General features: G+C 46.7%; 15 protein-coding genes and 1 pseudogene. 3 read left to right on the plus strand and 13 right to left on the minus strand.

Annotation, left to right across the window (positions count from 1 at the left end):
- Positions 1–51: 51 nt before the first annotated feature.
- Positions 52–1,509 (minus strand): aminotransferase class I/II-fold pyridoxal phosphate-dependent enzyme, encoded by a 1,458-nt coding sequence (locus tag C7R94_RS11655; RefSeq protein ID WP_106781288.1) that lies wholly within the window; start codon positions 1,507–1,509, stop codon positions 52–54.
- Between the two features lie 229 nt (positions 1,510–1,738).
- Here C7R94_RS11655 and hisC point away from each other — a divergent pair, with 229 nt between their 5' ends.
- Together hisC and C7R94_RS11665 are read left to right on the plus strand one after the other, a co-directional pair.
- A complete protein-coding gene (gene hisC / locus C7R94_RS11660) occupies positions 1,739–2,854 on the plus strand; it encodes a histidinol-phosphate transaminase (RefSeq protein ID WP_106781129.1) in 1,116 nt (371 codons plus the stop codon).
- 190 nt (positions 2,855–3,044) lie between these two features.
- Positions 3,045–4,340 carry an MFS transporter gene (locus C7R94_RS11665; RefSeq protein WP_106781131.1) on the plus strand — a complete coding sequence of 432 codons (1,296 nt, stop codon included), beginning with the start codon at positions 3,045–3,047 and terminating at the stop codon, positions 4,338–4,340.
- A gap of 75 nt (positions 4,341–4,415) precedes the next feature.
- On the opposite strand, the gene C7R94_RS11670 is transcribed toward C7R94_RS11665, so the two are convergent.
- Positions 4,416–4,598, minus strand: a complete 183-nt coding sequence (locus C7R94_RS11670) for a hypothetical protein (RefSeq protein ID WP_106781134.1) — start codon at positions 4,596–4,598, stop codon at positions 4,416–4,418.
- Between the two features lie 12 nt (positions 4,599–4,610).
- Positions 4,611–5,441 (minus strand): hypothetical protein, encoded by an 831-nt coding sequence (locus C7R94_RS11675; RefSeq protein WP_106781137.1) that lies wholly within the window; start codon positions 5,439–5,441, stop codon positions 4,611–4,613.
- A gap of 527 nt (positions 5,442–5,968) precedes the next feature.
- Here C7R94_RS11675 and C7R94_RS30590 point away from each other — a divergent pair.
- Positions 5,969–6,342: pseudogene (locus tag C7R94_RS30590) on the plus strand (hypothetical protein); the annotation flags it as partial.
- 42 nt (positions 6,343–6,384) lie between these two features.
- Here C7R94_RS30590 and C7R94_RS11685 read toward each other — a convergent pair.
- From C7R94_RS11685 to C7R94_RS11735, 10 genes are all read right to left on the minus strand, one after another.
- Complete coding sequence (locus C7R94_RS11685; RefSeq protein ID WP_106781139.1) at positions 6,385–7,446, minus strand: DUF5050 domain-containing protein; 1,062 nt, start codon at positions 7,444–7,446, stop codon at positions 6,385–6,387.
- 171 nt (positions 7,447–7,617) lie between these two features.
- Positions 7,618–8,592 carry an ABC transporter ATP-binding protein gene (locus tag C7R94_RS11690; RefSeq protein ID WP_047069647.1) on the minus strand — a complete coding sequence of 325 codons (975 nt, stop codon included), beginning with the start codon at positions 8,590–8,592 and terminating at the stop codon, positions 7,618–7,620.
- Positions 8,589–9,635 carry an ABC transporter ATP-binding protein gene (locus C7R94_RS11695; protein WP_106781141.1) on the minus strand — a complete coding sequence of 349 codons (1,047 nt, stop codon included), beginning with the start codon at positions 9,633–9,635 and terminating at the stop codon, positions 8,589–8,591. Before C7R94_RS11695 ends, C7R94_RS11690 begins: the two co-directional genes overlap by 4 nt.
- Positions 9,611–10,591: an ABC transporter permease gene (locus C7R94_RS11700; protein WP_047069649.1), complete on the minus strand. Its 981-nt coding sequence runs from the start codon at positions 10,589–10,591 to the stop codon at positions 9,611–9,613. The genes C7R94_RS11695 and C7R94_RS11700 overlap by 25 nt, the downstream gene beginning before the upstream one ends.
- Positions 10,588–11,559, minus strand: a complete 972-nt coding sequence (locus C7R94_RS11705) for an ABC transporter permease (protein ID WP_106781143.1) — start codon at positions 11,557–11,559, stop codon at positions 10,588–10,590. The genes C7R94_RS11700 and C7R94_RS11705 overlap by 4 nt, the downstream gene beginning before the upstream one ends.
- Positions 11,560–11,645: 86 nt before the next feature.
- Positions 11,646–13,391, minus strand: coding sequence for a peptide-binding protein (locus C7R94_RS11710; protein WP_106781146.1), 1,746 nt, complete (start codon positions 13,389–13,391; stop codon positions 11,646–11,648).
- A 797-nt stretch (positions 13,392–14,188) separates the two neighbouring features.
- Entirely contained in the window at positions 14,189–19,156 is a 4,968-nt protein-coding gene (locus C7R94_RS11720; RefSeq protein ID WP_106781149.1) for an Ig-like domain-containing protein, read from the minus strand.
- 294 nt (positions 19,157–19,450) lie between these two features.
- Positions 19,451–19,978: a hypothetical protein gene (locus C7R94_RS11725; RefSeq protein ID WP_106781151.1), complete on the minus strand. Its 528-nt coding sequence runs from the start codon at positions 19,976–19,978 to the stop codon at positions 19,451–19,453.
- On the minus strand, positions 19,959–21,749 hold the full coding sequence (locus C7R94_RS11730; protein WP_233220521.1) for a sensor histidine kinase: 1,791 nt from the start codon (positions 21,747–21,749) through the stop codon (positions 19,959–19,961). The genes C7R94_RS11725 and C7R94_RS11730 overlap by 20 nt, the downstream gene beginning before the upstream one ends.
- Positions 21,746–22,423 (minus strand): response regulator transcription factor, encoded by a 678-nt coding sequence (locus C7R94_RS11735; protein ID WP_106781156.1) that lies wholly within the window; start codon positions 22,421–22,423, stop codon positions 21,746–21,748. Before C7R94_RS11735 ends, C7R94_RS11730 begins: the two co-directional genes overlap by 4 nt.
- Between the last annotated feature and the right edge of the window lie 223 nt (positions 22,424–22,646).

A 22,646-nucleotide genomic window follows, 5' to 3' on the forward strand; every position in this document is an offset into this window, starting at 1 on the left:
ACATAAAAAGAAAAAGGCCACCCCAAGGTGGCCTTTCCTCCTATTGTTTGATCATTCCTTGATGACACGTACGGTTTGTAACATAGGGTCTTCAAATCCCTGTACAGGCAAGCCTGCCTCGATGTTTTTCTTCGTATAGACGAGGTTCTCTTCCGAAATGATCTCACCCGGGATAAAGATCGGAATACCTGGTGGATACACCATGACAAACTCCGCGATAATTCTTCCCACGGATTGTTCGACGGGAATCATCTCTGTCGGTGCGTAAAAGGCATCGCGTGGGGTGACAGCGAGTACCGGTATTTTGGGAAGCTGCATTTTCAGCCGGCCTTTTCTGTTTCCTTGATCCTCATACCCGGCAGCCAGCTCCTCCAAGGCATAGACAAGGATTTGTAAATCTTCTTTTGTATCACTTGGTGTGATAATACAAACGATGTTGTACAGGTCAGATAGCTCTACCTCAATGTTATAGCGATCACGAAGCCACTTTTCAGCTTCATATCCCGTAATGCCGAGGTCTTTTACCGAGATGACCAGCTTGGTCGGATCATGGGCAAACGCTCCATTTGTCCCGATAATTTCTCTCCCAATGCAGTACAAATGATTAATTTTATTGATTTGTGCTCGTGTTTCGTTTGCCAGTTGAATCGTTTGATCCAAAAGCGTTTTCCCGGATGTAACCAACCGCTTTCTCGCCACGTCGAGCGAAGCGAGCAGTAAATAGGAAGTCGATGTCGTCGTGAGCATGCTGTAGATGGCTTGGACACGCTGAATCGAAACGAGATTTCCCTTAATGTTCAACAACGAACTTTGTGTCAGAGAGCCTCCTAATTTATGCATACTGCTTGCTGCCATATCTGCACCAGCTTGCATCGCAGATAATGGAAGCTTGGGATGGAAGTGAACATGTGAGCCATGCGCTTCATCTACGAGTACAGGCACTCCTCTGGCATGCGCAATTTGAACGATACTCTTCAGGTCACCGGCAATTCCGAAATAGGTTGGATTGATGACGAGAACTGCCTTCGCATCGGGATGCTGTTCCAATGCTTTTTCCACAGCTTGCGGTGTGATCCCATGTGAAATCCCAAAGACAGGGTCTATTTCTGGATGTAAAAAGACAGGAGTCGCACCAGATAAAACAATTCCGCTCATGATAGATTTGTGTACATTTCGTGGCACGATGATCTTATCGCCGGGATTACATACCGCCATAATCATCGTCATAATGACTCCGCTCGTACCTTGAACAGAAAATATGGTGTGATCAGCGCCAAAGGCTTCAGCAGCCAATTCCTGCGCTTGTTTGATAATCCCTTTTGGTTGATGCAAATCGTCTAATGGTTCAATGTTAATCAAATCGATGGAAAGTGCATTTTTCCCCATGAACCATCGAAATTCAGGATCCATCCCTTTCCCTTTCTTATGACCTGGTATATGGAACTGGATTGGATTCTTCTGGGCATGCTTTCTCAGCCCGTTAAAGAGCGGCGTTTGCCCTTGAATCAACATTTTTCCCACCTCACTATCCTTCCGTGTTGTTTGCATGAGTGATGTTTCTGGGCTGATTATAAAGGAAGCGGCTCCTTCCTTCATGATCCAATCTTGACTTTTATGAACCATCCAATTTGTGTCCTTCCTTGTAATTGGTCTGTTTCATCTTTCGTAAATTGGCTGGTTACAGTGCTGGAGATTTCACTTACAGTGTTGCTACCATAAAGTTCTGGAGGCCATATAAATGAAACAACTGACCACTACACAATCGCGAAAAACACTGGAAAAGATACAATCCTATCAACCTGGAATGCCGATTTGGGAGATGAAAAAAATGTACGGACTCTCCCATATCATTAAATTAAGCTCAAATGAAAATCCACTCGGCCCATCCCCCAAGATCATCCGCACCATTCTCGGTGCGCTCCCGGAGCTGCATCGTTACCCGGATGCCAATACAACGACGCTGAAAGAGCATATAGCTGATCATCTTGAGGTAACCCCGGAGCATTTAATCATCACGAATGGCGGCGACGAACTGATCAAACTCATTTCCGAAACCTATCTGGAGCCCGAGGACGAAATCGTCGTGCCGTCGCCGACGTTTCGTGAATATGAATTCGGCGCACATCTCATGGGGGCTGTCATCAAAACGGTTGCGCTTGAGGCTGATTATGCATTCAATGTCTCTGCTATTTTGTCAGCGATCACAGATCGAACAAAGCTTGTCTACCTTTGTTCCCCAAACAACCCGACAGGCACCTATTTGTCTCGTCAGGACTTGACGGCATTGCTAGACCAACTGCCAGATAAAATACTTGTGGTACTCGACGCTGCTTACAGTCACTATGCAACGGCTGACGATTACACAACAGGTATTGATTTTGTCCGCCAAGGATACCCTGTTCTCGTCTTGCAAACCTTCTCGAAAATTTACGCACTTGCCGGTATTCGTGTCGGATTTGGCGTCGCACACCCGTCGGTGATCCAGAAAATCCTGAAAGTAAAAGAGCCGTTCAACGTCAATTCTTTGGCACAAACAGCCGCCATTACTGCCCTTGGAGACGTGGAGCATTTTGAAAAATCCCTCACAGAAAACACCAAAGGGCGCAAGCAGCTGTATGATGCCTTAGATGAAATGAATATCCCCTATACCGTGAGTATGTCTAATTTTATCTTGGCAAAATTCGGGCCAAATGCGGGTAGGATTTATCAAGAGCTGTTAGAAAGAGGAATCCTTTTGCGTTACGGAGACACTTGGGGATTATCGGAGCATATTCGAATCAGTGTAGGTACGCTGGAAGAAAATCAAGTTCTCATACAAAACCTCCGTGAGCTCTTGCTTATCGTGGGAAAATGAACGAAAAACACCGGATAGAAAATGTCCGGTGTTTTTGCTTTTTCAAAGTGTTTCCTAAGCTTGATTCTCCTTGTGTTTACCCGTCTCCAATACTATACTGAATGCAAATTCCCCACTCATTTCCGCACGAAGGGATGACTGAAATTTCATAACTTCACGAAAGCTTTCGCTCTATAGAAAGGTGGATCAGATGTCACTCAAACCTGAAGATTTACAAAGCTACATCGACTCCCCAGAGAAACAGCAAAGGCTATACAAACGAACGCTCTGGATTGTAGTCATCTCCCAGATTTTCGGAGGTGCAGGACTTGCGGCAGGTGTCACCGTAGGGGCTCTCCTCGCCCAGGATATGCTCGGTTCGGAAAGTCTCGCGGGCATCCCTTCCGCATTGCTTACGCTTGGCTCTGCTGTCGCTGCATTGCTGGTGGGTCGACTCTCTCAACGCTTTGGACGCCGTTTGGGGCTCGCTAGCGGATTCTTAGCCGGGGGTATTGGCGCAATTGGGGTGGTTATCGCAGCCGTCGCAAACAGTATTGTCCTGCTGTTTGCCTCCTTAATTCTGTATGGGGCTGGCACCGCCACTAACCTGCAGGCCCGCTATGCAGGCACAGACTTGGCAAAGCCTAGACAGCGCGCGACTGCAGTAAGTATTGCCATGGTCTCCACTACATTCGGGGCTGTTGCAGGACCAAACCTGGTGGAAGTCATGGGACGATTCGCTACATCCATCGGTGTCCCCGCACTGGCTGGTCCTTTCATCTTGGGCGCTGCAGCCTTCATCCTCGCTGGTCTCGTATTTTGGGTATTGCTTCGCCCGGACCCGTTCATCGTTTCAAAAGCAATCGCCGAAGCGCAACAGGTGGATCAGAGCTCGCCATCCTATCTGAGTGAGAATCAGCTTGCAAGCAACAACCGGGGAATTATCGTTGGAGCCACCGTCATGATTTTGACACAGATCGTCATGGTCGCCATTATGACAATGACACCTGTACATATGAAACACCACGGACATGGTCTCTCTGAAGTAGGCATCGTCATCGGTTTTCATATCGGTGCGATGTACCTCCCTTCACTCTTGACGGGTGTACTCGTTGACAAGATCGGTCGCTCCACAATGGCCTATGCTTCTGGTGTCATACTGCTTGCAGCCAGCCTGACCGCTGCTTTTGCTCCAGCCGATTCGATGCCGCTACTCATCACCGCTCTTGTGTTGCTCGGACTGGGGTGGAATTTTGGATTAATTAGCGGCACAGCGCTCATCGTGGATGCAACGCAGCCCGCCACTCGTGCGAAAACGCAGGGAACAGTTGATGTCTTAATTGCCTTGGCTGGTGCATCCGGCGGAGCCCTATCTGGTATGGTCGTCGCCAATGCCAGCTACGCAACACTTTCCCTTGCCGGAGGCGCTTTATCGCTGTTGCTGGTCCCTGTCCTGATATGGTCCCACAGAAAGAGCAAACACCGTATAGAGATCTCGCAAAACTAAAGCCACCCTCAACAGGTGGCTTTTTCTCTATCCTAAGTATCCCAAAACAAAAAATAACACTGCTCACCGGCAGTGTCATTTTCCTCCAACCACTTTATTGCCATGTCCCTCACTCGGACTATGCTCATCTACAATCTGTTTTAAGCTAGCGAAGCCAGGAGTAAATTTGCTGTTGGGAATCTTCTTCTTGGAAGAGAGATTTTTCGAGTAAACAGCATTTTCGTTGCCTCTTTTCGCGAAGAACTCAGCTAATTTCATCGTATCCCACTCCTAACTAGCTCTCTTTAAGGTTTTGACCTTATTCACAAACTTAGTAACAAATCCTAATAATAACATATACGTAGTCAACCGCTCGAACTCCTGCATATTTTCGGGAGTAAATGTGTCATTCTTGTAAACAGCGACCGCAAATCCAAGCCTGAACTTGCCAAAATTTTTTACAATCGCAAATTGTTCAATATCCGTATTTTGAATACGTCCCTTTACTTGTTTATCGGCAATTCTGCAATCCTCTTGAAGCATGGAAGACAGTAGTAGCGTACGCACTGTGTCAAAATCTTTCAACTCGGTTAAGTAAAACACTTCAAACTGCTTGTCATTATTCGTAGGTACGATCCAATAACAGCATAGCTCGTCCGGTTTCAATCCGTAAATCGTCTTTACTTCCATTTCAAATGCCTTCATAAACGTGATGGCATTCGCATTAATAATAGCGGATGATTGACCACTTCCATCCAAGCTGTAAATCGCATTGGCCAATTCTTTCTCACAATACTTCACTTCCATCTGGAACTCGATGTCGTTCCCTCTAATCTTGTTGCAGATGAACAAAACAATGAATACCATTCCTGCCAAAATAGCGGAATACAAGATGGACAAGCCTAGAACAGAGCCTAATGAAGCTAGTTTGTTTTCCTCATGTGGCGGTGCTAGGATAAACAGCCATTCGATCGGTTGAAACATCCACTTATGTATGACTGCTATCAAATCTGGAAGCAAACCTTTTAACAATTCAAATACGAGCCATGAGACCAGAACGAATAAGATGCCAAGAACAGAAAAAACAATCTTTACATGGCTCTGCACAAGATTCTTTAGCACCTGTAAACATCTCCTTCTGGTAAAGTTTTACATTATTTTAACACTATAATCAGATTCTAAAAATAGGAAAAAACTACCTACATTTAGGTAGTTTTTTAGGCGTTTCTATCGTTATCGTACTGACTTTTTGATTACCTATGTACTGTATCGTCTGCTGTACAATCTTGCTGTTCTCTTCAATTCTCTTCAGTGGTTTAAATGAACTCAACAATTGCACGTTCCCCCTATCGGTATACTGGGTGTAATTCGTAACGTTAATGCTCCCTTATTGGTCTGCCCATTTTTCACCGCTATCAAACACGAAATGCTCATTATGACCATCATCCGTCTTGGTAATACCCCATACCTTATGCCGTTCTGATTTTGTTTAGACCCCTCTTCTGGGGCTGCTTTTCCACTGTTCGTGACGGTTTTGTTACAGACCGTGTTGCTCCCATTGGCACAATCAGCTTCCACAATCATTCAATAATAAAAGATAAAAAAATGAAAAGGAGTTAGTCAGGGTGAACTCAGTGATAGCGGCATAACAGAAGAAAGTGAAGATACCGTATCAGTATATGCTCGTGTTCTTGATTTTGACTTTCGTATGGATTGGTTTATGTTGGAGGGCTGGTTACCCACAGTGAGCAGCTATTCCGCCCATTCTCGTCGCTGTCTATGAATCTCTTCACAAGCCGATGTTCAACGACAAGATGGCTTTCAAGCTCAGACTGGTGTTAACCCATTTCGGCGACAGTCGGTACTATACGCTTTTCCACTTCTCCCTTTTGTCTTTCCGGACGAAATGGTGGTCATGTTGCCCGTAGGTGCGCTCATCGCTTCTATATTCATGTTTGGCTCTGTGCTCATGTACAAAAAGTGGGAGAGAAAAAGAAGTCAGCTTCATGCCCCGAGGAAGTAGCCCATAACAATAAAGCCACCCATCTTGGGGTGGCTCTTATCCTTACTTCGCCTTTGGGGTTACCTTTTCCACTTTGTTTTCGCCTATCTTCACTTTGAATATATCTTTTTTATCATGATCGGAAGCTTGATAGTCGGAAAAAAAGATGGAATCTCCCCCGATGTTTATCGATATACCTGATGGATACAGCGGGGTTGTCTTGCCGTCCGTCATATTCATTCGGCATACCGTGTTTTCTGAGATGTAGTATAGATACTTCCCAGCTATAATGATCGGATTCTCTGCTCGTGGCAACCCTTTCTTGACTAGAGCAGTCTTTCCATCCTTCAATCCTATTTTATAAACATCGACGGCTCCACTGGAGTCTACCAATTTTGTATAGTAAATGAAATCGCCAGACAGACCGACAAGGGACAGTTCCTTGTCTTTGCTTACGAGTTTTTTCTGCGTTCCATCCCGCTTCATTTTGTATAGTTGACCACTTTCATTGGTGTAAAAAATCCAATCTTGATAGAAATACACTTCCTCAAACTGATCAAGCAGCTTCTTTTGATTTTTGCCGTTCGTGTCCATCCTGTACAAAGGACCATAACCATCTGCGTAGTAGATGATATCTCCTACTACGTACAATCGATGTACGTTATTGGGGTCCCCTTCCGTAAGACTACCGCTCTTGATAACTGTTTTCGAACTGCCATCTGTCTTTATTTTAAAGAGCTCCGTCGTATCTTCATACGTATAACTGATCTCGTAATTGGGCATCTCAAGCTGATAGATTTCTTTCAAGGGCTTATTGCGCGTATAGTAAATCCAGTCACCTACAACATTCAGATTATGGGCCCAATCACTGCTCAACTTTTGAAGAGAGCTTCCATCCTTTTTGATTTTGTATAAGCCATTGTTGTTATAAAAAATCCACTCTCCTTGAACGGCGACAAAGCTTCGGTGTGAATTGATATTGACAGGATCGCTGCCAAAAACGTTTATCACTGGTTTTTTTGTTGGCGCAGTCGCCATTGTTTGTTGATTGCCAAAGCCAAGAACCACAATCAGACATACTGTCATCACAACGGTGATCATCCAATTCCCTTTATCTTGCACCATGCATCCCTCCCCTTCATGGCCTAATAAAGTAAAACACAGCGGTTCCTTCATCTATATACATCCGTCGAAACTGATTTATATGTACCAAAACAAATTCGTTTTGTCTATCTTGATTTGGATAATTTGTAAAAATAAAGAAGCCACCCATCATAGGCGGCTCTTTCTCTCTCTCTATGCTAAAGGGAAATGACACGCAACCTGCCGATCCTGCCCAACCTCTATGAGCTCGGGAATCTCCTTGCTGCATCTCTCCTGCGCCATCGGACAACGAGGATGAAAACGACAACCTGACGGCGGATTGGCCGGAGATGGTACATCCCCTTGCAGGACGATCCTCTCTTGTCGCCGATGCGGAGTAGGCTTCGGAATCGCCGACAACAATGCAGCCGTATACGGATGCAGTGGCTGTGCAAACAAGTCATCCGTTCGTGCAATCTCCACCATTTTCCCCAAGTACATCACGCCTACCCGATCAGAAATATGGCGTACCACATTCAGACCATGCGCGATAAATAGATAGGTCAGCCCCATCTCTTTTTGTAATTTCATCATCAGGTTCAAAACCTGTGACTGTACGGACACATCCAGCGCAGAAACAGCTTCATCGGCCACAATAAACCGTGGTGAGAGTGCAATCGACCGCGCAATGCCGATCCGTTGCCGCTGTCCGCCGGAAAACTCATGCGGATACCGATTTCGTCTCGAAGGATCGAGTCCCACCAGACTCATCAGCTCGACTACCCGCTCATCTATTTCCTTTGCAGATGCGCGCAGATGAACCCGCAAAGGCTCTCCAATAATATCACTTACCAAAAATCGTGGATTCAACGAACCAAACGGGTCTTGAAATATAATCTGCATATCCCGTCTCAGCTTTAAATTCTCTTGTCTGTTCACCTGATGGATATTGGTTCCGTCAAACAGCACTTCTCCGCTCGTCGCCCTTTGCAAATTCAGCACGACACGCCCCAGCGTCGACTTCCCGCAGCCGGATTCTCCTACGAGCCCAAATGTCTCCCCAGGCCGAATTCCGAAAGAGACATCATCTACAGCTTTTACATGACCGATGACACGGCTCAACAAGCCGGCCTTAATCGGAAAATACTTTTTGATATGGTTTGCTTCAATCAAATATTCCCGGTTCATTGGCGGTTCACCTCTGCTTTGCTTCCAGCGATTGAATTTGCACGCTGATTGTTTCTGAAGTGATTGCTGACATCTTCGTTCAACCAGCAAGCCACTTGTTGTCCCGTAACAACCTCGCGCAAAATAGGTTCCTCTTTTCGGCATTTGTCAATCGCATGCGGACAACGCGGGTGAAAACGGCAGCCCGTCGGCAATTGAGTGATGCTCGGAATGGTGCCTTGGATGGTGTACAATTCTCCGCCGCGCTCCCCTTCAAATCCGGGAATAGACTGTAGCAAGCCAATCGTGTAAGGATGCCGGGGCTCGTCAAAGATCCGTTCAACCGTTCCCTCCTCCACAATCGTTCCTGCATACATGACCGCGATACGATCCGCCATCTCCGCTGCTACCCCCATGTCATGGGTGATCAGCAAAATCGACATGCCCAATTCCTTTTGCAGCCGTCTGAGCAAATCCAAAATTTGCGCCTGAACCGTTACATCAAGAGCAGTCGTTGGCTCGTCTGCTATCAGCATTTCCGGATTGCAGGCCAAGGCCATCGCGATGACAACACGCTGACACATCCCTCCAGACATTTCGTGCGGGTACTGCTTCACTCGTACTTCCGGCGCCGGAATGCCAACCAGACGAAGCATCTCGATCGCTTTTTTGAACGCATCCTGCTGATTCATTTTTTGATGCAGCATCAAGCTCTCCGCAATTTGATCGCCTACCGTAAACACCGGATTGAGAGCCGACATCGGGTCTTGGAAGATCATCGCGATTTTGTTCCCGCGAATGTGCATCATTTCATCCAGGTCCTTTGCCGCCAGATCCTGACCGTGAAACATGACGTTCCCACTCTGAATAAATCCGCCCGCATAATCAATCAGTCGCATAACTGCCAGTGACGTCACACTTTTTCCGCTGCCGGATTCCCCTACCAAGCACACCGTCTGTCCTTTGCCAACGCTGATGCTCACTCGATCCGTGGCCTTGACCGTACCGTCATCCGTAAAGAAGCAAGTGGTCAAATTTTTTATTTCGAGGATGTTGCGTTCCACTTGTTCAGCCTCCTTTTCGGGTTCTTCTTTTTCTTCCGTGGGTCGAATGCATCGCGGATGCCGTCTCCGACGAAGTTAACCGCTAACACCACGAGCAAAATGCAAAGACCAGGGTAAAGTGCTTGCAAAGGATCGACCAGCATGAATTCCTGTGCCTTGCTCAACATTAACCCCCAGCTTGTTTCAGGTGGTTGAATCCCCAAGCCTAAATAAGAGAGACCTGACTCTGACAGAATAGCCGAACCAACCATGAGAGTCGCGTACACAATAATCGGAGCCATTGCATTGCGTACCAGGTGACGCGTAATAATGCCCCAGTGCGAAACGCCAATCGCTCTCGCCGCTTCCACATACTGCATTTCCCTTAGCTGCAAGAACTGACCGCGCACCAGACGTGCCACACTTGTCCAGCTCGTCAGTGACAAAATCAGGATCATGTAGATAAATTCCGCTCCGAAGAGAGCCAGTACCAGAATGTTAAAGAACAGACTCGGAATGGAGTTCATCACGTCCACGAGACGCATGAAGCAGGTATCAATCCAGCCTCCGAAATAACCAGAAATTGCTCCGATCAGTGTCCCGATGACGACCGCAGCAAAAGCAACGCTGAAGCCGACCAGCATAGACACCCGACTGCTATGAATGAGGCGGGACAAGATATCACGACCGAGCTCGTCTGTTCCGAGCACATGTCCTTCTGTTCCAGGAGGCAGGTTGGTAATCATAAAATCAACCTTGGCCGGATCATGCGGTGCAACCCAATCGGCAAATACAGCGATCCCAATAAAAAACAGGAGTACGATTAATCCACTAACGGCATACGGATTGCGCATAAATTTTTTGCCCGCGGTTGTCCATAGCCCAGGAGGCTTTTGGCCAACAGGATTTGTCGGAAGCTGTCCACCTGGTCGATTCGTTTCAACAACAGTGTCATCTTGAAGCTGTACTTGACTCATGCTGCCCTGCCTCCTTTGCGTCCAAGCTGCACTCGCGGATCAACCAGTGCGTAGATTAAATCGGCAAGCAGGTTTCCGATAATCACCATCAGTGAAATCAGCAGCGTGATCGACATCAACACAGAATACTCACGGGCTACAGCCATTTCCACAAACAGACGGCCCATGCCTGGCCAGTTAAATACACTCTCTGTCAATGCTGCACCTGCTACCAGAGTCGGCAAATCCAATCCGATGATCGTCACAACCGGAATCAATGCGTTCCGCAGAGCATGGCGGAAAATCACGCGTCTTTCCTTCATCCCTTTGGCACGTGCCGTCCGAATATAATCCTGCTCCAAAACCTCCAGCATACTGGCACGCGTATATTTGACATAGGCTGCGATGTTCACCAGTGTTAACACCGTAACAGGCAGAATCAAGTGCAATATGAGGTCGCTTACTTGTCCCTCTTTCCCCATCGTGTACATGTCAGATAGTGGGAGCAGATTCAGTTGCATCGCAAAATACTGCTGTAGCATAATCCCAAACCAGAAGGTTGGCATCGCGAAGCCGAGATAGGCAACGATGGAGGCGATCTGGTCAGACAGACCGTATTGCTTTGTGCTGTTGTAGATCCCCCACGGGATAGCGATCAGCATGGAAAGCCCCCACGCTACAGACATGAGCACAAACGTATTCCAAACCGTCGGCCACAAAATATCACCAACAGGAACGTTATTTTTAAAGGTATGGCCCAAATCTCCTTTCAGTAAATTACCAACCCATTTCATGTATTGAATATAGACAGGCTGATCCAACCCCATATTTTTCATCTGAATGAGCTGTGCTTCAGGAGACATTCCCGGTGAGAGCATGACTTTTAGCGGTCCTCCGGGTGCTGCATGCATGAGTCCGAACGAAACCACTGTGATCAAAAATAAAACAAGCACGGCTTGTAGTACGCGGCGTACTAAATATTCAGTCAATCAGCATCCTCCTTTCGTTTGAAAGGGGAAGGGGCAATAAGGCTGCCCTTCCCCCTTTTCATTTTGCAAACCGCTACCAGCCGAGTTTATTTTTTGGTATCGTCGATCCACCAGTTCAGGAAGCCAAAGGTCTCCCCATACGGAATCATGGATACTGGTTTAAACTCATCCTTATACTTGACGCGAGAAGTCATGCCTCGTGGCGTTCCGTACTGGTACATGAATACGTATGGCAGGTTCGTCGAGATTTCTTTTCCGACTTCTTTATAGATCGCTGCACGCTCCTCTTGTTTAACCGTGGATACCGCTTTTTCCCAGAGCGCATCCAGCTTCGGATTGTCGTACCAGCCAGCGTTGTTGCCAGGCGGGAATGCCTTTTTCCCGAAAGTAGAAATGCCATCCGGATCTGGATCAGACAATTGCCATCCGAGTAGCAGAACCTGGAATTTACCAGGGTTGGCATACTGATCGACAAGAGCCGAGAAGTCTAATGCTTTTGGCTTCGCTTCAATTCCGACCTCTTTCAGGTTTTGCTGAATAACAACTGCTGCCTGTTCACGACGACTGTTCCCCGAGTTAAAAATGAATTCAAAGGAGAAACGATTGCCGTCTTTGGCAAGGATTCCATCTGCCCCGGCTACCCATCCGTCTTCTTTCAGCAGTTGTTTTGCTTTCTCTACACTATATTCGTAATGGACCGCTGCATCGCCCGGGTCCGCCCATGTACCTGGCAGGAACGGTGCATCCATAATTTTTCCGGTTCCTTTCAAGATATTGTCGATAATACCTTGACGATTGATTGCGTGAGCGATGGCCTGACGTGTTTTTTGACCTTCAAACAACCCGTAATTGTTCGGGAAGTTCTTCTTGTCGAAGTTGAAGGCAAAGTATTCATAGCTAGGACCTGGCTCCGTCGAAATGTTGATATTTCCTTTCGCCTTCACCGCTTCGAGCTGCGTGACAGGAATGGAACTTACCAAGTCAACGTCGCCTTTCATCAGAGCCTGTACTTGTGTGTTTTGATCCGCATAGATTTTGTACACAACTTTTTGAATATGCGGCTTCTTTTCACCCCAGTAATCTGGGTTAGCATCTAGCACATGGAATTCCTTTTGTTTCCACTCTGACCATTTGAACGGTCCGGAAGTAGGTGTCTTGGCTGGATCTTTTCCGTAAGAATGTGCTTGTAATTCTTTAAACGGTACGTCTTTCAGCACATGGGCTGGTACCAGCTTTTGCATTAATCCAAAAGCAAACGGAGCGTACAATTGAGTCAATTTGATTTCTACGGTGTAATCATCCAGTTTTTTCATCTCTTTAACTTTGTCGTATTTCGTAATTTCTGGTGATCCAGTCTCAGGATTTTTGATGGCATTAATGGTATAAATCAAGTCGTCAGCCGTGATTGGCGTTCCATCGGACCATTTCGCATAATTCTTCATCTTGATTGTATAGGTGAGGCCATCCTCGCTTATTTTCGGCAACTCAGCTGCAAGGGACCAAGGGTAAACAGCTAAATCAAAAGACGGGTTCCGATTGTACAAATAAGCATGGGTGTACTCCATAACGTCGCCGGATGCCGTGTCATTTCCGAAAATCGGATTGATCGTGACGATGTCAGACGTCGTAGAATGCGTAAACGTTCCACCGTCTATTGGTTTCTCATCATCCGTACTGGTCGCCTGAGGAGCCACCTGCTCCACCGGTTTTTTTGTTGGTGCGGGTGTTGCAGTTCCTGGCGAAGCATTGTTCCCGCTTGAGCAACCGACCAACAGCGCGCCGGTTAACGAGAGCAACGCTAACGACTTTAACCAACCTTTCCCTTTTTTCAAATCATTTCCCCCTCTTTCACGTGGTTTCAAGCCTTTTCCATAATGGGTAATACATCCCAAGGCCCGTCTTTTTAATATTAAATAATTTTCTGTTATTTGAAAATATTTTCCCTTTAAAAGATTTGAAAAAATCAGATGATTTTATATTCCTTTATAAACCTTAATAATAAATCCCCCTTCTAATAAAGGGGGAGCGAACATATATGCTCTACACAGCTTGGAACTGCAACAGTTCACGTACAATGCTTAGCGATTTGTCGATATCCGCTGTCTCAATACCAGAATGAGTCACCGCTCGAATTCTGCCGTGACCGAGCTCAGCTACGCGCAGCCCATGTGCTTGCGCTTACGAAGGTCTGCCACGTATGGACTGGGGGATCAATCCGGAAGATCACAATCTTGGTCTCCACATCTTCCACATGAGTTACGGATTCCTGGAATCTCCGCCGTAAACATTGGTTTATCATAAAACAAAAATAGACATGCTTACCTTCTCGGGTAGATTGTTGCAGAAATGGATCGATACCTGAGAAGGCTGAACATGTCTATTTTTCCATTAACCTTGAAAAAGGGTATATCCTCCTACTACTATCGAGACTACAAATAATATACCGAAGTACCACTTCGTAAACCGAAGACTGAACCACGAGCCTTCCCACCATAAAATCCCGAAAAAAATTGCCCCAATCAAGATGCTAGTTACAAAAGCAATGAGTGTATTTTCCATATTTCTTCACCTTTTAAACAGAATGGAAAAGAGGCTGCCCTCCACAGTAGATCGAACAGCCCCTTTTCATTTACCAGACCGTAATGTTAACCGTAATGGTCTCGCCGCCGTATTCCACTGTAATCGTTGTTTTACCAGATTCCAGTGCGGTCACGACACCATTTTCTACAGTCGCAATCTCAGGATCTTCCACTGTCCATTCGGCATCTTTGGTGACGATCTCCTCGTATCTATTTTCATAGACCGCATACAGGACGATCTCTCCAGTATTGTCTGCCTTCAAGCGCAGCGAAGAGCGAGATACTCGCAAATCTTTCACTTTCTTTTCCTCTACGACAAGCACACGATTGGTTACCTTTTTACCGCCGTATTTCGCAGTAATGACAGCCTTCCCTTCAGCCAGCGCTGTCACTTTTCCCTCTTTTGTTACTTCGACGACCTCTTCGTCGCTAGAGGACCAAGTTGCTCCCTCTGTCACCTCTTCGGTGTTCTTGTCACTGAAGACGGCTGTCAGCGTTAGCTGCTTCTCATCATCGATCTCCAGCACCAAATCCTTGAAGGAAGTCGTCAACGAATGAATGGTTTTCTTAGAAACCGTCACCGGAATCTCCAGTTCCTCGCCCATATAGCGAACGGTAACGATGTCTTCTCCCTCTTCTTTTCCTGCCGTAATGCGGCCCTGCTTGACGGTAACCAATCCGTTTTCCGTGTCGTACTCAACATTTTTGTCTCGCGTGATGTCTTTGCGTTTTTTGCCTTCTACCTTATAAAGTCGTAAGATCGTGGTTACTCTTGGTTTCATCCAGAAGGACGGTTCGTTTGTTTCCAACTGGAACGTGGCTATTTCCTTAACGGTTACCTCCACCGAATCGGTTTTGTTCCCGTCCACGGTCGTCACTGTAATCGTCGCAGTTCCAGGAGCTACTGCCTTGATCTTGCCCTCCTCATCTACCTCGACGATCTCCGAGTCGCTGCTTTCCCACTTGACTCGTTTGTTGGTGGCGTTCGTCGGTTTTACAGTAGCTCGAAGGCTTTCTGTATCGCCAACACGCAGCGTTAATTCCTCTTCCTCCAACTCAACTCCGGTGACTGGCTCTCCTGTTGGCGGATTTGGCACATTATGCACGTATAGCTCAATGGAATCATCCAGTTCGACGGTGTTTCCTGCCTGATCGCGAAGCTGGATCAAAACTTTTTTCATCCCATTGCCATACGTCAAGCTCCACGGTACTGTTCCCGTCACTTTTTCCCAGCTGCTCCACTTGCCTTGGTCATTGGAGATACGCATCTCGACATCTCCCAAATTGTCCGAAGCAGTAACATACAGTCTCACGCTGGTGGAGTAGGTAAGACGATCATCATTGTTGATGACGAACGTTCCCGTTGGTGCGGTTTTATCCAAAGTAAACGTGATCTTGGTTTCGTTTCCGGAAGCATCGACGACCCGCAGATCATGCTTGCCTTCACTTGTTACCCGGTCGCCACTTGAGAACGGAGCACCGTTCAATGTCGCGGTTCCTTCGTTGAATGTGATTGTCACGTCATTTTTGTAAATGCCTTTGTCCTCGACTCCAGAAACAACGGGCGCATCTGCATCCAGCTCGATCGTATCGGACACGGTTGTGATATGCCCTGCCCTGTCTGTGATCTGCATCTCGACAGTCTTGGTTCCATCACCGGACTTCAACTGCCATGCTTTGGTCGCAGTTACTGCCTCCCAATCGCTCCAGTCGTTGTCACCATTTGCAAAGCGGATTTGTACATCACTCGTACTGTCATTCGCTGTGATCGCGAGCGTAACATCACGGGACTTGGTGGAATTGTCTCCGTTATTGATCGCGATGGATCCAGTCGGCGCCACCACATCGAGTTCAATCGTATCGCTTAGCTTTGTGATATTCCCAGCTTTGTCCCGCAGCTTGACATAGACCGTTTTGGTGCCGTTTGTACTGCCATCAGCCAGCTTCCATGCTTTTGACTCCGCGAAACGCTCCCATGTACCCGAATTGTCATCGGCGTTAGAGATCGCCATTTCAATGTCATCTGTATTTCCTGACGCAGTGAGTTGCAACGTAACGTCTTCTGTTTGCGCAAATTCAGCTCCGTTATCGATGCTGAGTATTCCAGTCGGTGGTGTTTTGTCCAGCGTAAAACGAATCGTCGTCCGATTTTGCGCATCATCTGTGACGACCAACTCATACGATCCTTCCGCAGTGACCACAGAACCGCTCGTAAACGGATTGCCGTTCAGTAATGCTGTTCCCTCATTGAAGGTAATCGTTACGTCGCTCGCATAGACACCATCCTGGGTGACTCCTGTGACAACTGGTCCAGCGGAATCCAGCGTGATTTGCTTATGAAGGGCCAATTGGTTTCCGGCCGGATCTCTCAGCTCGAGATAGACCGTTTTGGTTCCATCACCACCACTCAGCTCCCATGGAACGTCGTCTTTTGTCGGCGCTGTTTTCCAATCGCTCCACGTCAGGTTGTCATTCGACAAGCGCATTTCCACGCCATGAGCATCATCCGACTCCACACTCAACGTCACCTTGCTCGTGTTGGCATACGATTGGCCTTGATTGATCTCAAAAGCACCCGTAGGATTGGTCATATCGAGTGTGATCTCATCTGTAAAGCTGGCAATATTCCCCGCTTTGTCCTTTACTTCCATGTAAACCGACTTGGCTCCGTCTCCAGTCGGCAAGACCCACGCCTTTGTTGTAGTCAGCGTTTCCCAAGAAGTCCAATTGGCTGGATCACTCGTATCATGGGAAAAGCGCATCTGTAGTTCATTGCTGAAATCGGTAACGGCAATTTGTAATGTGGCTGCAGGTGTATTGGTGTAATCTGCGTCACCATTGATCTTGAGACTGCCTGACGGCTTTGTTTGATCGATGGAAAACTGAAGCGTAGTCGTATTGCCCGCTTCGTCTGTGACAACCAGCGTATAGGCACCATCATCATTGACGGTTTCTCCGTCAGCAATGACCTTTCCATTCAAGGTTGCTGTGCCTTCGTTAAAGTTGATCTTGACACTCTGATTGTACAGCTTGTTGTTCTCTACACCGGTTACAGCAGGTGCGACTGTGTCGAGCGTAATGTTAGCTTGCAGATCCTTCGTGTTGCCAGCTTCGTCGACCAACTGCATATAGACCGTTTTCGGTCCATCTCCATTCGTCAGCCTCCAAGACTTGTTTGTAGCAACAGGTTCTGGCGCACTCCAGGTGATGTTATCGTTGGAAAGCTTCATTTTCACTGTGCTTGTTGCGTCAGTAGCAGTGATTTGCAAAGTGACATCCTGAGAATTCGCATGAGAGGCTCCATTATTGATGGAGAGACTTCCAGCAGGTGGTGTTTTATCCAGGATAAAATTCAGTATAGTCGTATTACCTGCCATATCCGTTACTACCAGCGTGTACTTATCCTCTGCACTCAACTTCGTGCCACCGGTAAAGGAAATGCCATTCAATGTCGCTGTGCCTTCATTGAAAACAGGCGTGACATCGGACTTATAAACGCCGCCATTCGCAACCCCCGTCACAACAGGTGGCGTTTTGTCCAACACGATGGTACCAGATGTATAATACAAATTCCCTGCACCATCACGGAACTTTGCATAGACTGTTTTTTGTCCGTCTCCACTAGCCAAGTTCCATTCCAGCTTGTTGTTGGCTGGAACAGGTATCCAGCTGCCTGTAAAGCTGTTATCATTCGACAACATCAGTTCTACCGGGCCGTTCGCATCACTTCCCTGAATGGTAAGCTCTACCTTTTCTGATGAAGTGGCTACGTTCCCGTTATTGATCTCGATGGTTCCTGTCGGTGGAGTTATATCCAGCACGATGCTATCCTGCGCTTGCAGGACAGTTCCTGTTCCGTCACGCAGTTCCATGAAGACCGTTTTGGTCCCTTCTCCTGCCTGGAGGCTCCAGGTAACAGGCGTCTCAAACGTCTTCCATTCGCTCCAAGGACCACCTTCTACGTTCGCCAAACGGTACTCGGGCTTGGCAGCATCAGGATCATCATGGGCCATGGTGAGCGTCGCATTTGCTGAATTTGTAGCGGCAGCACCCCCATTGATGGTAACCGTCGCTGTCGTAGGTGGTTCATTTACATCAGCCACCTGGATGGTCATCACCTTAGTGAATATATTGCCAGCCGAGTCTGTTGCAGTAATCGGTACAGCGTAGGTCGACTTCGTCTCAAAATCAAATTTCTCTGTCGCCTTCAGTTGATCTCCCTCAACAGTAAATGGAACCGTAGGGCTTTGAATACTGAACGAAGCGGTGTCTCCTTGATCAGGATCTACTGCCAAAAGCGTGCCAACTACCGCTCCTATTGGATTGTTTTCGGGAATCGAATTGGACGATAAGAGGATATCGGTTGGTGGAGTGTTAGGGGCATAAGTGATTTCTAGCTGAGAAGCATAGTTAACATTTATTTTGTCGTAAAAAATGATTTGAGGCTGATACAAAACAGGAGCAGGTGGTGCTGTTTGTCTTCCTCTTAAAACAAAGGTAGCTTTTTTGTCTACAATATTGGTCTTGATAAAGCTGGTTACATCAAACGATTTCCACCCTGTGAAATTAGCAGGAATAAACTCATTTGTTATGATTCTTTCATGATAGGAAGGCAGCACAGTTGTAAAATCATCATTCCAGTTGTCATCAAACGAGCCCCATAGATCAATGAAAGGCATATCTCCGCCTGTTGCTTCTGCCTTATGCACATAAATTTTCAGGGCAGCAGACTCAATTTTCCTCTCACTTTTCACGCCGCTCAGGTCAAAACGCAGGGCAGCATTCGCAGCCCCATAATCCCCAGCATTGTCTCGCGCATACCCGACGATCAACGTGTTCGGAACACCCTGATAATCCAGGCCGTCAGGATAGGCACCAGACGTATCCACGAACTTGTCTGCCTCTACTCTAATCACATCTGGAAGTTCGGCTGCTTTCACTTTTTCTTGAAGAAACGCAGGTTGGACAATTGCAAACAACAATGTGAATATCAACAAACGAGCGATTATTCTTTTCATGAATAACGTTGTCCTCCTTTCTTCTTCATTTCAACTCCCCCTACTGTCGACACATTCCCCCAGCAAAGCATCTAGGTGAAACAAAAATATGTTAACAACAGTCTTTTGCAAAAAATACTAACTAAAGTTATGTCTTTTCGTGATAGTTATTCTTTCCAATAAAAAAAGGCGATTCAAACGAAACTAAACAGCCAGTCGCCGGTTGAATTCCGACGACTGGCTGCTTAAACTTTGTAAGGTGTTTTGATCCCTGTCCTGCTAACGGTGGTCAGTCCCGTTCCAATTGATCGGGCGTTATTTAAGGGTTAGCTCCTTCTCCCATGTCTTTTCATTGCCTTGCTCATTTCGAAAGACCAAGATCAATTTCCCCTTTTCCCCCTTCAACTCATCCTTGTAAAAGAAACCGGTGAACTGCCCATTGCCGCTGATGTAAAAGCCATTCCCACCAGGGATGCCTTCTGTGTCGTTTTTGATCGCTTGCTCTATCGTGTTTACAATGTCAGTTTTCTCAGACTTCCACTGCATGCTAGCTAACGAATAGCCGGCAGGTAGCTGTTCGACAAAGAAATCGAAGCTATTCCCCTCGATGGGCTTCGGTTCCTGGTCAACCACGACGAGAATTTCTTTTTCCTGCTGTTCTGCGGCCATGTCTTGTGCAACGCTCTCCGGTTGTTTCTCCTTGTTTTCTTTGTTTTCCTGAGGAGCTTGCGGCGGCACTTGACCAGTCGATTCTGAAGGAAGCGGTGTGCCACAAGCACTAGTAGCGAGTGATAGGACCAATACAGCCAGTAAGCTTTTCATTTTATTCTTTTTCAGATTCATTGTCATTTCCACCTTTGTTTTCATTTTCAACCAACGTAAAGAAAAAAGCGACTCCATTCACTGTATTTTCCGAGCCATAATCACTGCCATGCAGATCGAGGATATGTTTACAGATCGCCAATCCGAGACCCGTGCCGCCAGATTTCCGCCAGCGAGAGCTATCTACTCGATAAAATTGCTCCCATATCCGCGTTAGTTGATCGTCTGGGATGTGCGCTCCTTCATTTTCGATTCGAAGCTGGATGCACTCCCGCTCGCGGGCCCCGATAATTCGAATCTCACTTGATGGATTGGCGTGCCGGACTGCATTGCCGAGCAAATTCACAATCACTTGCTCGATACGTCTTGGATCTGCCCATACGTTGTTGATCTCTTCAGGTAAGGAGAGCCATAGTCGTACCTGCTTGTTTGCCAGCTGTAGTTGAAAGGAAGCGGCTACGCGATCTATGATTTCCGATACGGGAAACGATTGTTTACGAAGCAAAATGGCTTTGGCTTCGAATTTGGACAACTCCAGCATATCCATAATAAGTTCGTTCATCTTGTCGACTTCGCTTAAAATGACGTCCATGTATCGCTCCCGCTTTTCATGTGCGACATCATCTTTTAACCCTTCCGCAAAGCCTTTTACAATGCCAAGCGGGGTCTTGAGTTCATGAGAGATGTTTGCAATCAATTCTTTGCGAAGCTGCTCCATTTTTTCCTTATGCGCTAGATCCTCGCGAAGAGTGACATTGGCATTCGTCAGCTCTTTTAATGTCTGATCCAGCTTGCCAGCTAACGTATTCAGATGGCGAGAGAGCTCACCGAATTCATCCTGAGAACGAATCGAAGCAAGTTCTGTGAAGTCCAAATTAGCCATACGTGAAGCAGAATGACTCAGCGTTACTAATGGTTTCGTGATGATCTTCGAAAAGACAAAGGACAGCAGCAGTAAGATGACGAGGATGACTGGCGTCGCGTATAGGGAATAGCTGGTCAGCATACGTACCGCATCGCTCACTGGTTGCAACGTCGTCACAGCCAGTATGTAATTCGCCCCGCCCTGATAGGAGAATCGATGAAGCACGATGGCATAGTTTACACCACTCCACGGATCAGTCCACTTCCGCTGAATGAATGATCCGCTTTTCATTTGTGTAATCTCGTCGTATTGCTGCGTCAGCCATGGTCCGATTTGATCCTCTACGAGAGAATCCTGATAAAAAGGGTTATGTGCCCGCTGCTGACTAGGCAGCATGAGTTCAGAAATAACAGCCGTAACCCGGGTTAGTCCATTTTCGGACACATTTGTGGATGGACTTTGCCTTGCAATCCGTATCGGCTTCATGATTGTGTTGTTCTCATCCATATAGATTCCGTCGATGGTAATCGTGTCTCCAACACGGAGTCCTTCTGGTAGATCGGTGCTTTTCATTTCTTTTAGCGGTAAGGTAATCACTTGATTTTTATTTGCTGCTCTTATTTCCACAAAATAAGGGGTTAGATTCAATGGCCTGAGCTGCTCATCTACAATCGCGATGCTGGCATCTGTGTGATTCATCAATGTACCCACCAGCTTATCCAGCTTGTGCTTGTCGGGAGGGAGTTTGGTGTACTCATCTGGGAAAGATGCCATTGCTTGCGAGAGCTCGCTTACTTTCGCATTTAAATAAAAGCGCTCAAAGAAAAACTTTTCCCCGATCAATATCAAAGCGTAGAGCAAAAAGACAAAAACAAAAGTGGCGGCAAATAATTTTGTCACAACGTTTAGTCGAAGTCGTTTCATCATTTCGCCTCAAACTTATATCCAAAACGGATCATCGTCTGAATCAGATGCTGCTCTGTATCCAGTTTGGCACGTAATTTTTTCACGTGGGTATCAACGGTGCGATGGTCGCCAAAGTAGTCCATCCCCCAAACCCCATTCAATATGCTATCTCGGGACAAGACCGTCCCTTCATGCTTGATGAAGAACAGAAGCAGCTCATACTCTTTTGGTGTCAATGAAATCGGGACGCCTGCAATCGTAACGGTGTGAGCTCGTTTGTTTACCGTCAATGCTCCAAACTGAGCGATATCATCTCCCCTCCCAATGCTCCCCTCCGCTCTTTTCATCAGAGCTTTGGCACGGGCCACTAATACTTTTGGGCTAAACGGTTTGGTGACATATTCGTCTGCGCCTAGCTCGAAACCCATCAACTGGTCATCGTCGTCTACTCTTGCTGTGATGATGATGATGGGAATGTCGGATTGTTGGCGGATTTTTCTGCATACCGACCAACCATCCATCTCGGGCATCATAATATCTAGCACAACTAAATCGACAGAGTGCAGAGCGAAAAGCTCCATTGCCATTTTACCGTGCTGCGCTTCGTACACTTCCCAAGCTTCTTTTTTAAAATAATCCGATACAAATTCACGTATGAGCTCGTCGTCCTCTACGAGTAACACTTTCCGTTTCATTTCCGCACTCCTTACTCGTGGTTGTGCATTTATTGCATAGATTACCAATTTATCACGAAATTTACGAATCCGTATCTCGCCGTCACCGTTCCTATGACCGCCAACCTTTGTTACAAGATGAGTATAGATGGCTGATGTGACCGTTGTGTGTACATGGGATGGATATACAAAGAAAACAAATGGCTTAGGCCGCTGAAAATATGCAAAACGAGCCTTAGAATCG

The sequence above is a fragment of the Brevibacillus sp. NRRL NRS-603 genome, assembly GCF_003013445.1.
Taxonomy (GTDB): Bacteria; Bacillota; Bacilli; order Brevibacillales; family Brevibacillaceae; genus Brevibacillus; species Brevibacillus formosus.

Excerpts from the sequence above, each read along its gene's own strand:
- C7R94_RS11730 (WP_233220521.1), bottom strand. The coding sequence starts at position 21,749 with ATGATGAAACGACTTCGACTAAACGTTGTGACAAAATTATTTGCCGCC.
- C7R94_RS11720 (WP_106781149.1), bottom strand. The coding sequence starts at position 19,156 with ATGAAAAGAATAATCGCTCGTTTGTTGATATTCACATTGTTGTTTGCA.
- C7R94_RS11685 (WP_106781139.1), bottom strand. The coding sequence starts at position 7,446 with ATGGTGCAAGATAAAGGGAATTGGATGATCACCGTTGTGATGACAGTA.
- C7R94_RS11725 (WP_106781151.1), bottom strand. The coding sequence starts at position 19,978 with ATGAATCTGAAAAAGAATAAAATGAAAAGCTTACTGGCTGTATTGGTC.
- C7R94_RS11670 (WP_106781134.1), bottom strand. The coding sequence starts at position 4,598 with ATGAAATTAGCTGAGTTCTTCGCGAAAAGAGGCAACGAAAATGCTGTT.
- C7R94_RS11690 (WP_047069647.1), bottom strand. The coding sequence starts at position 8,592 with ATGAACCGGGAATATTTGATTGAAGCAAACCATATCAAAAAGTATTTT.
- C7R94_RS11700 (WP_047069649.1), bottom strand. The coding sequence starts at position 10,591 with ATGAGTCAAGTACAGCTTCAAGATGACACTGTTGTTGAAACGAATCGA.
- C7R94_RS11665 (WP_106781131.1), top strand. The coding sequence starts at position 3,045 with ATGTCACTCAAACCTGAAGATTTACAAAGCTACATCGACTCCCCAGAG.
- C7R94_RS11735 (WP_106781156.1), bottom strand. The coding sequence starts at position 22,423 with ATGAAACGGAAAGTGTTACTCGTAGAGGACGACGAGCTCATACGTGAA.
- hisC (WP_106781129.1), top strand. The coding sequence starts at position 1,739 with ATGAAACAACTGACCACTACACAATCGCGAAAAACACTGGAAAAGATA.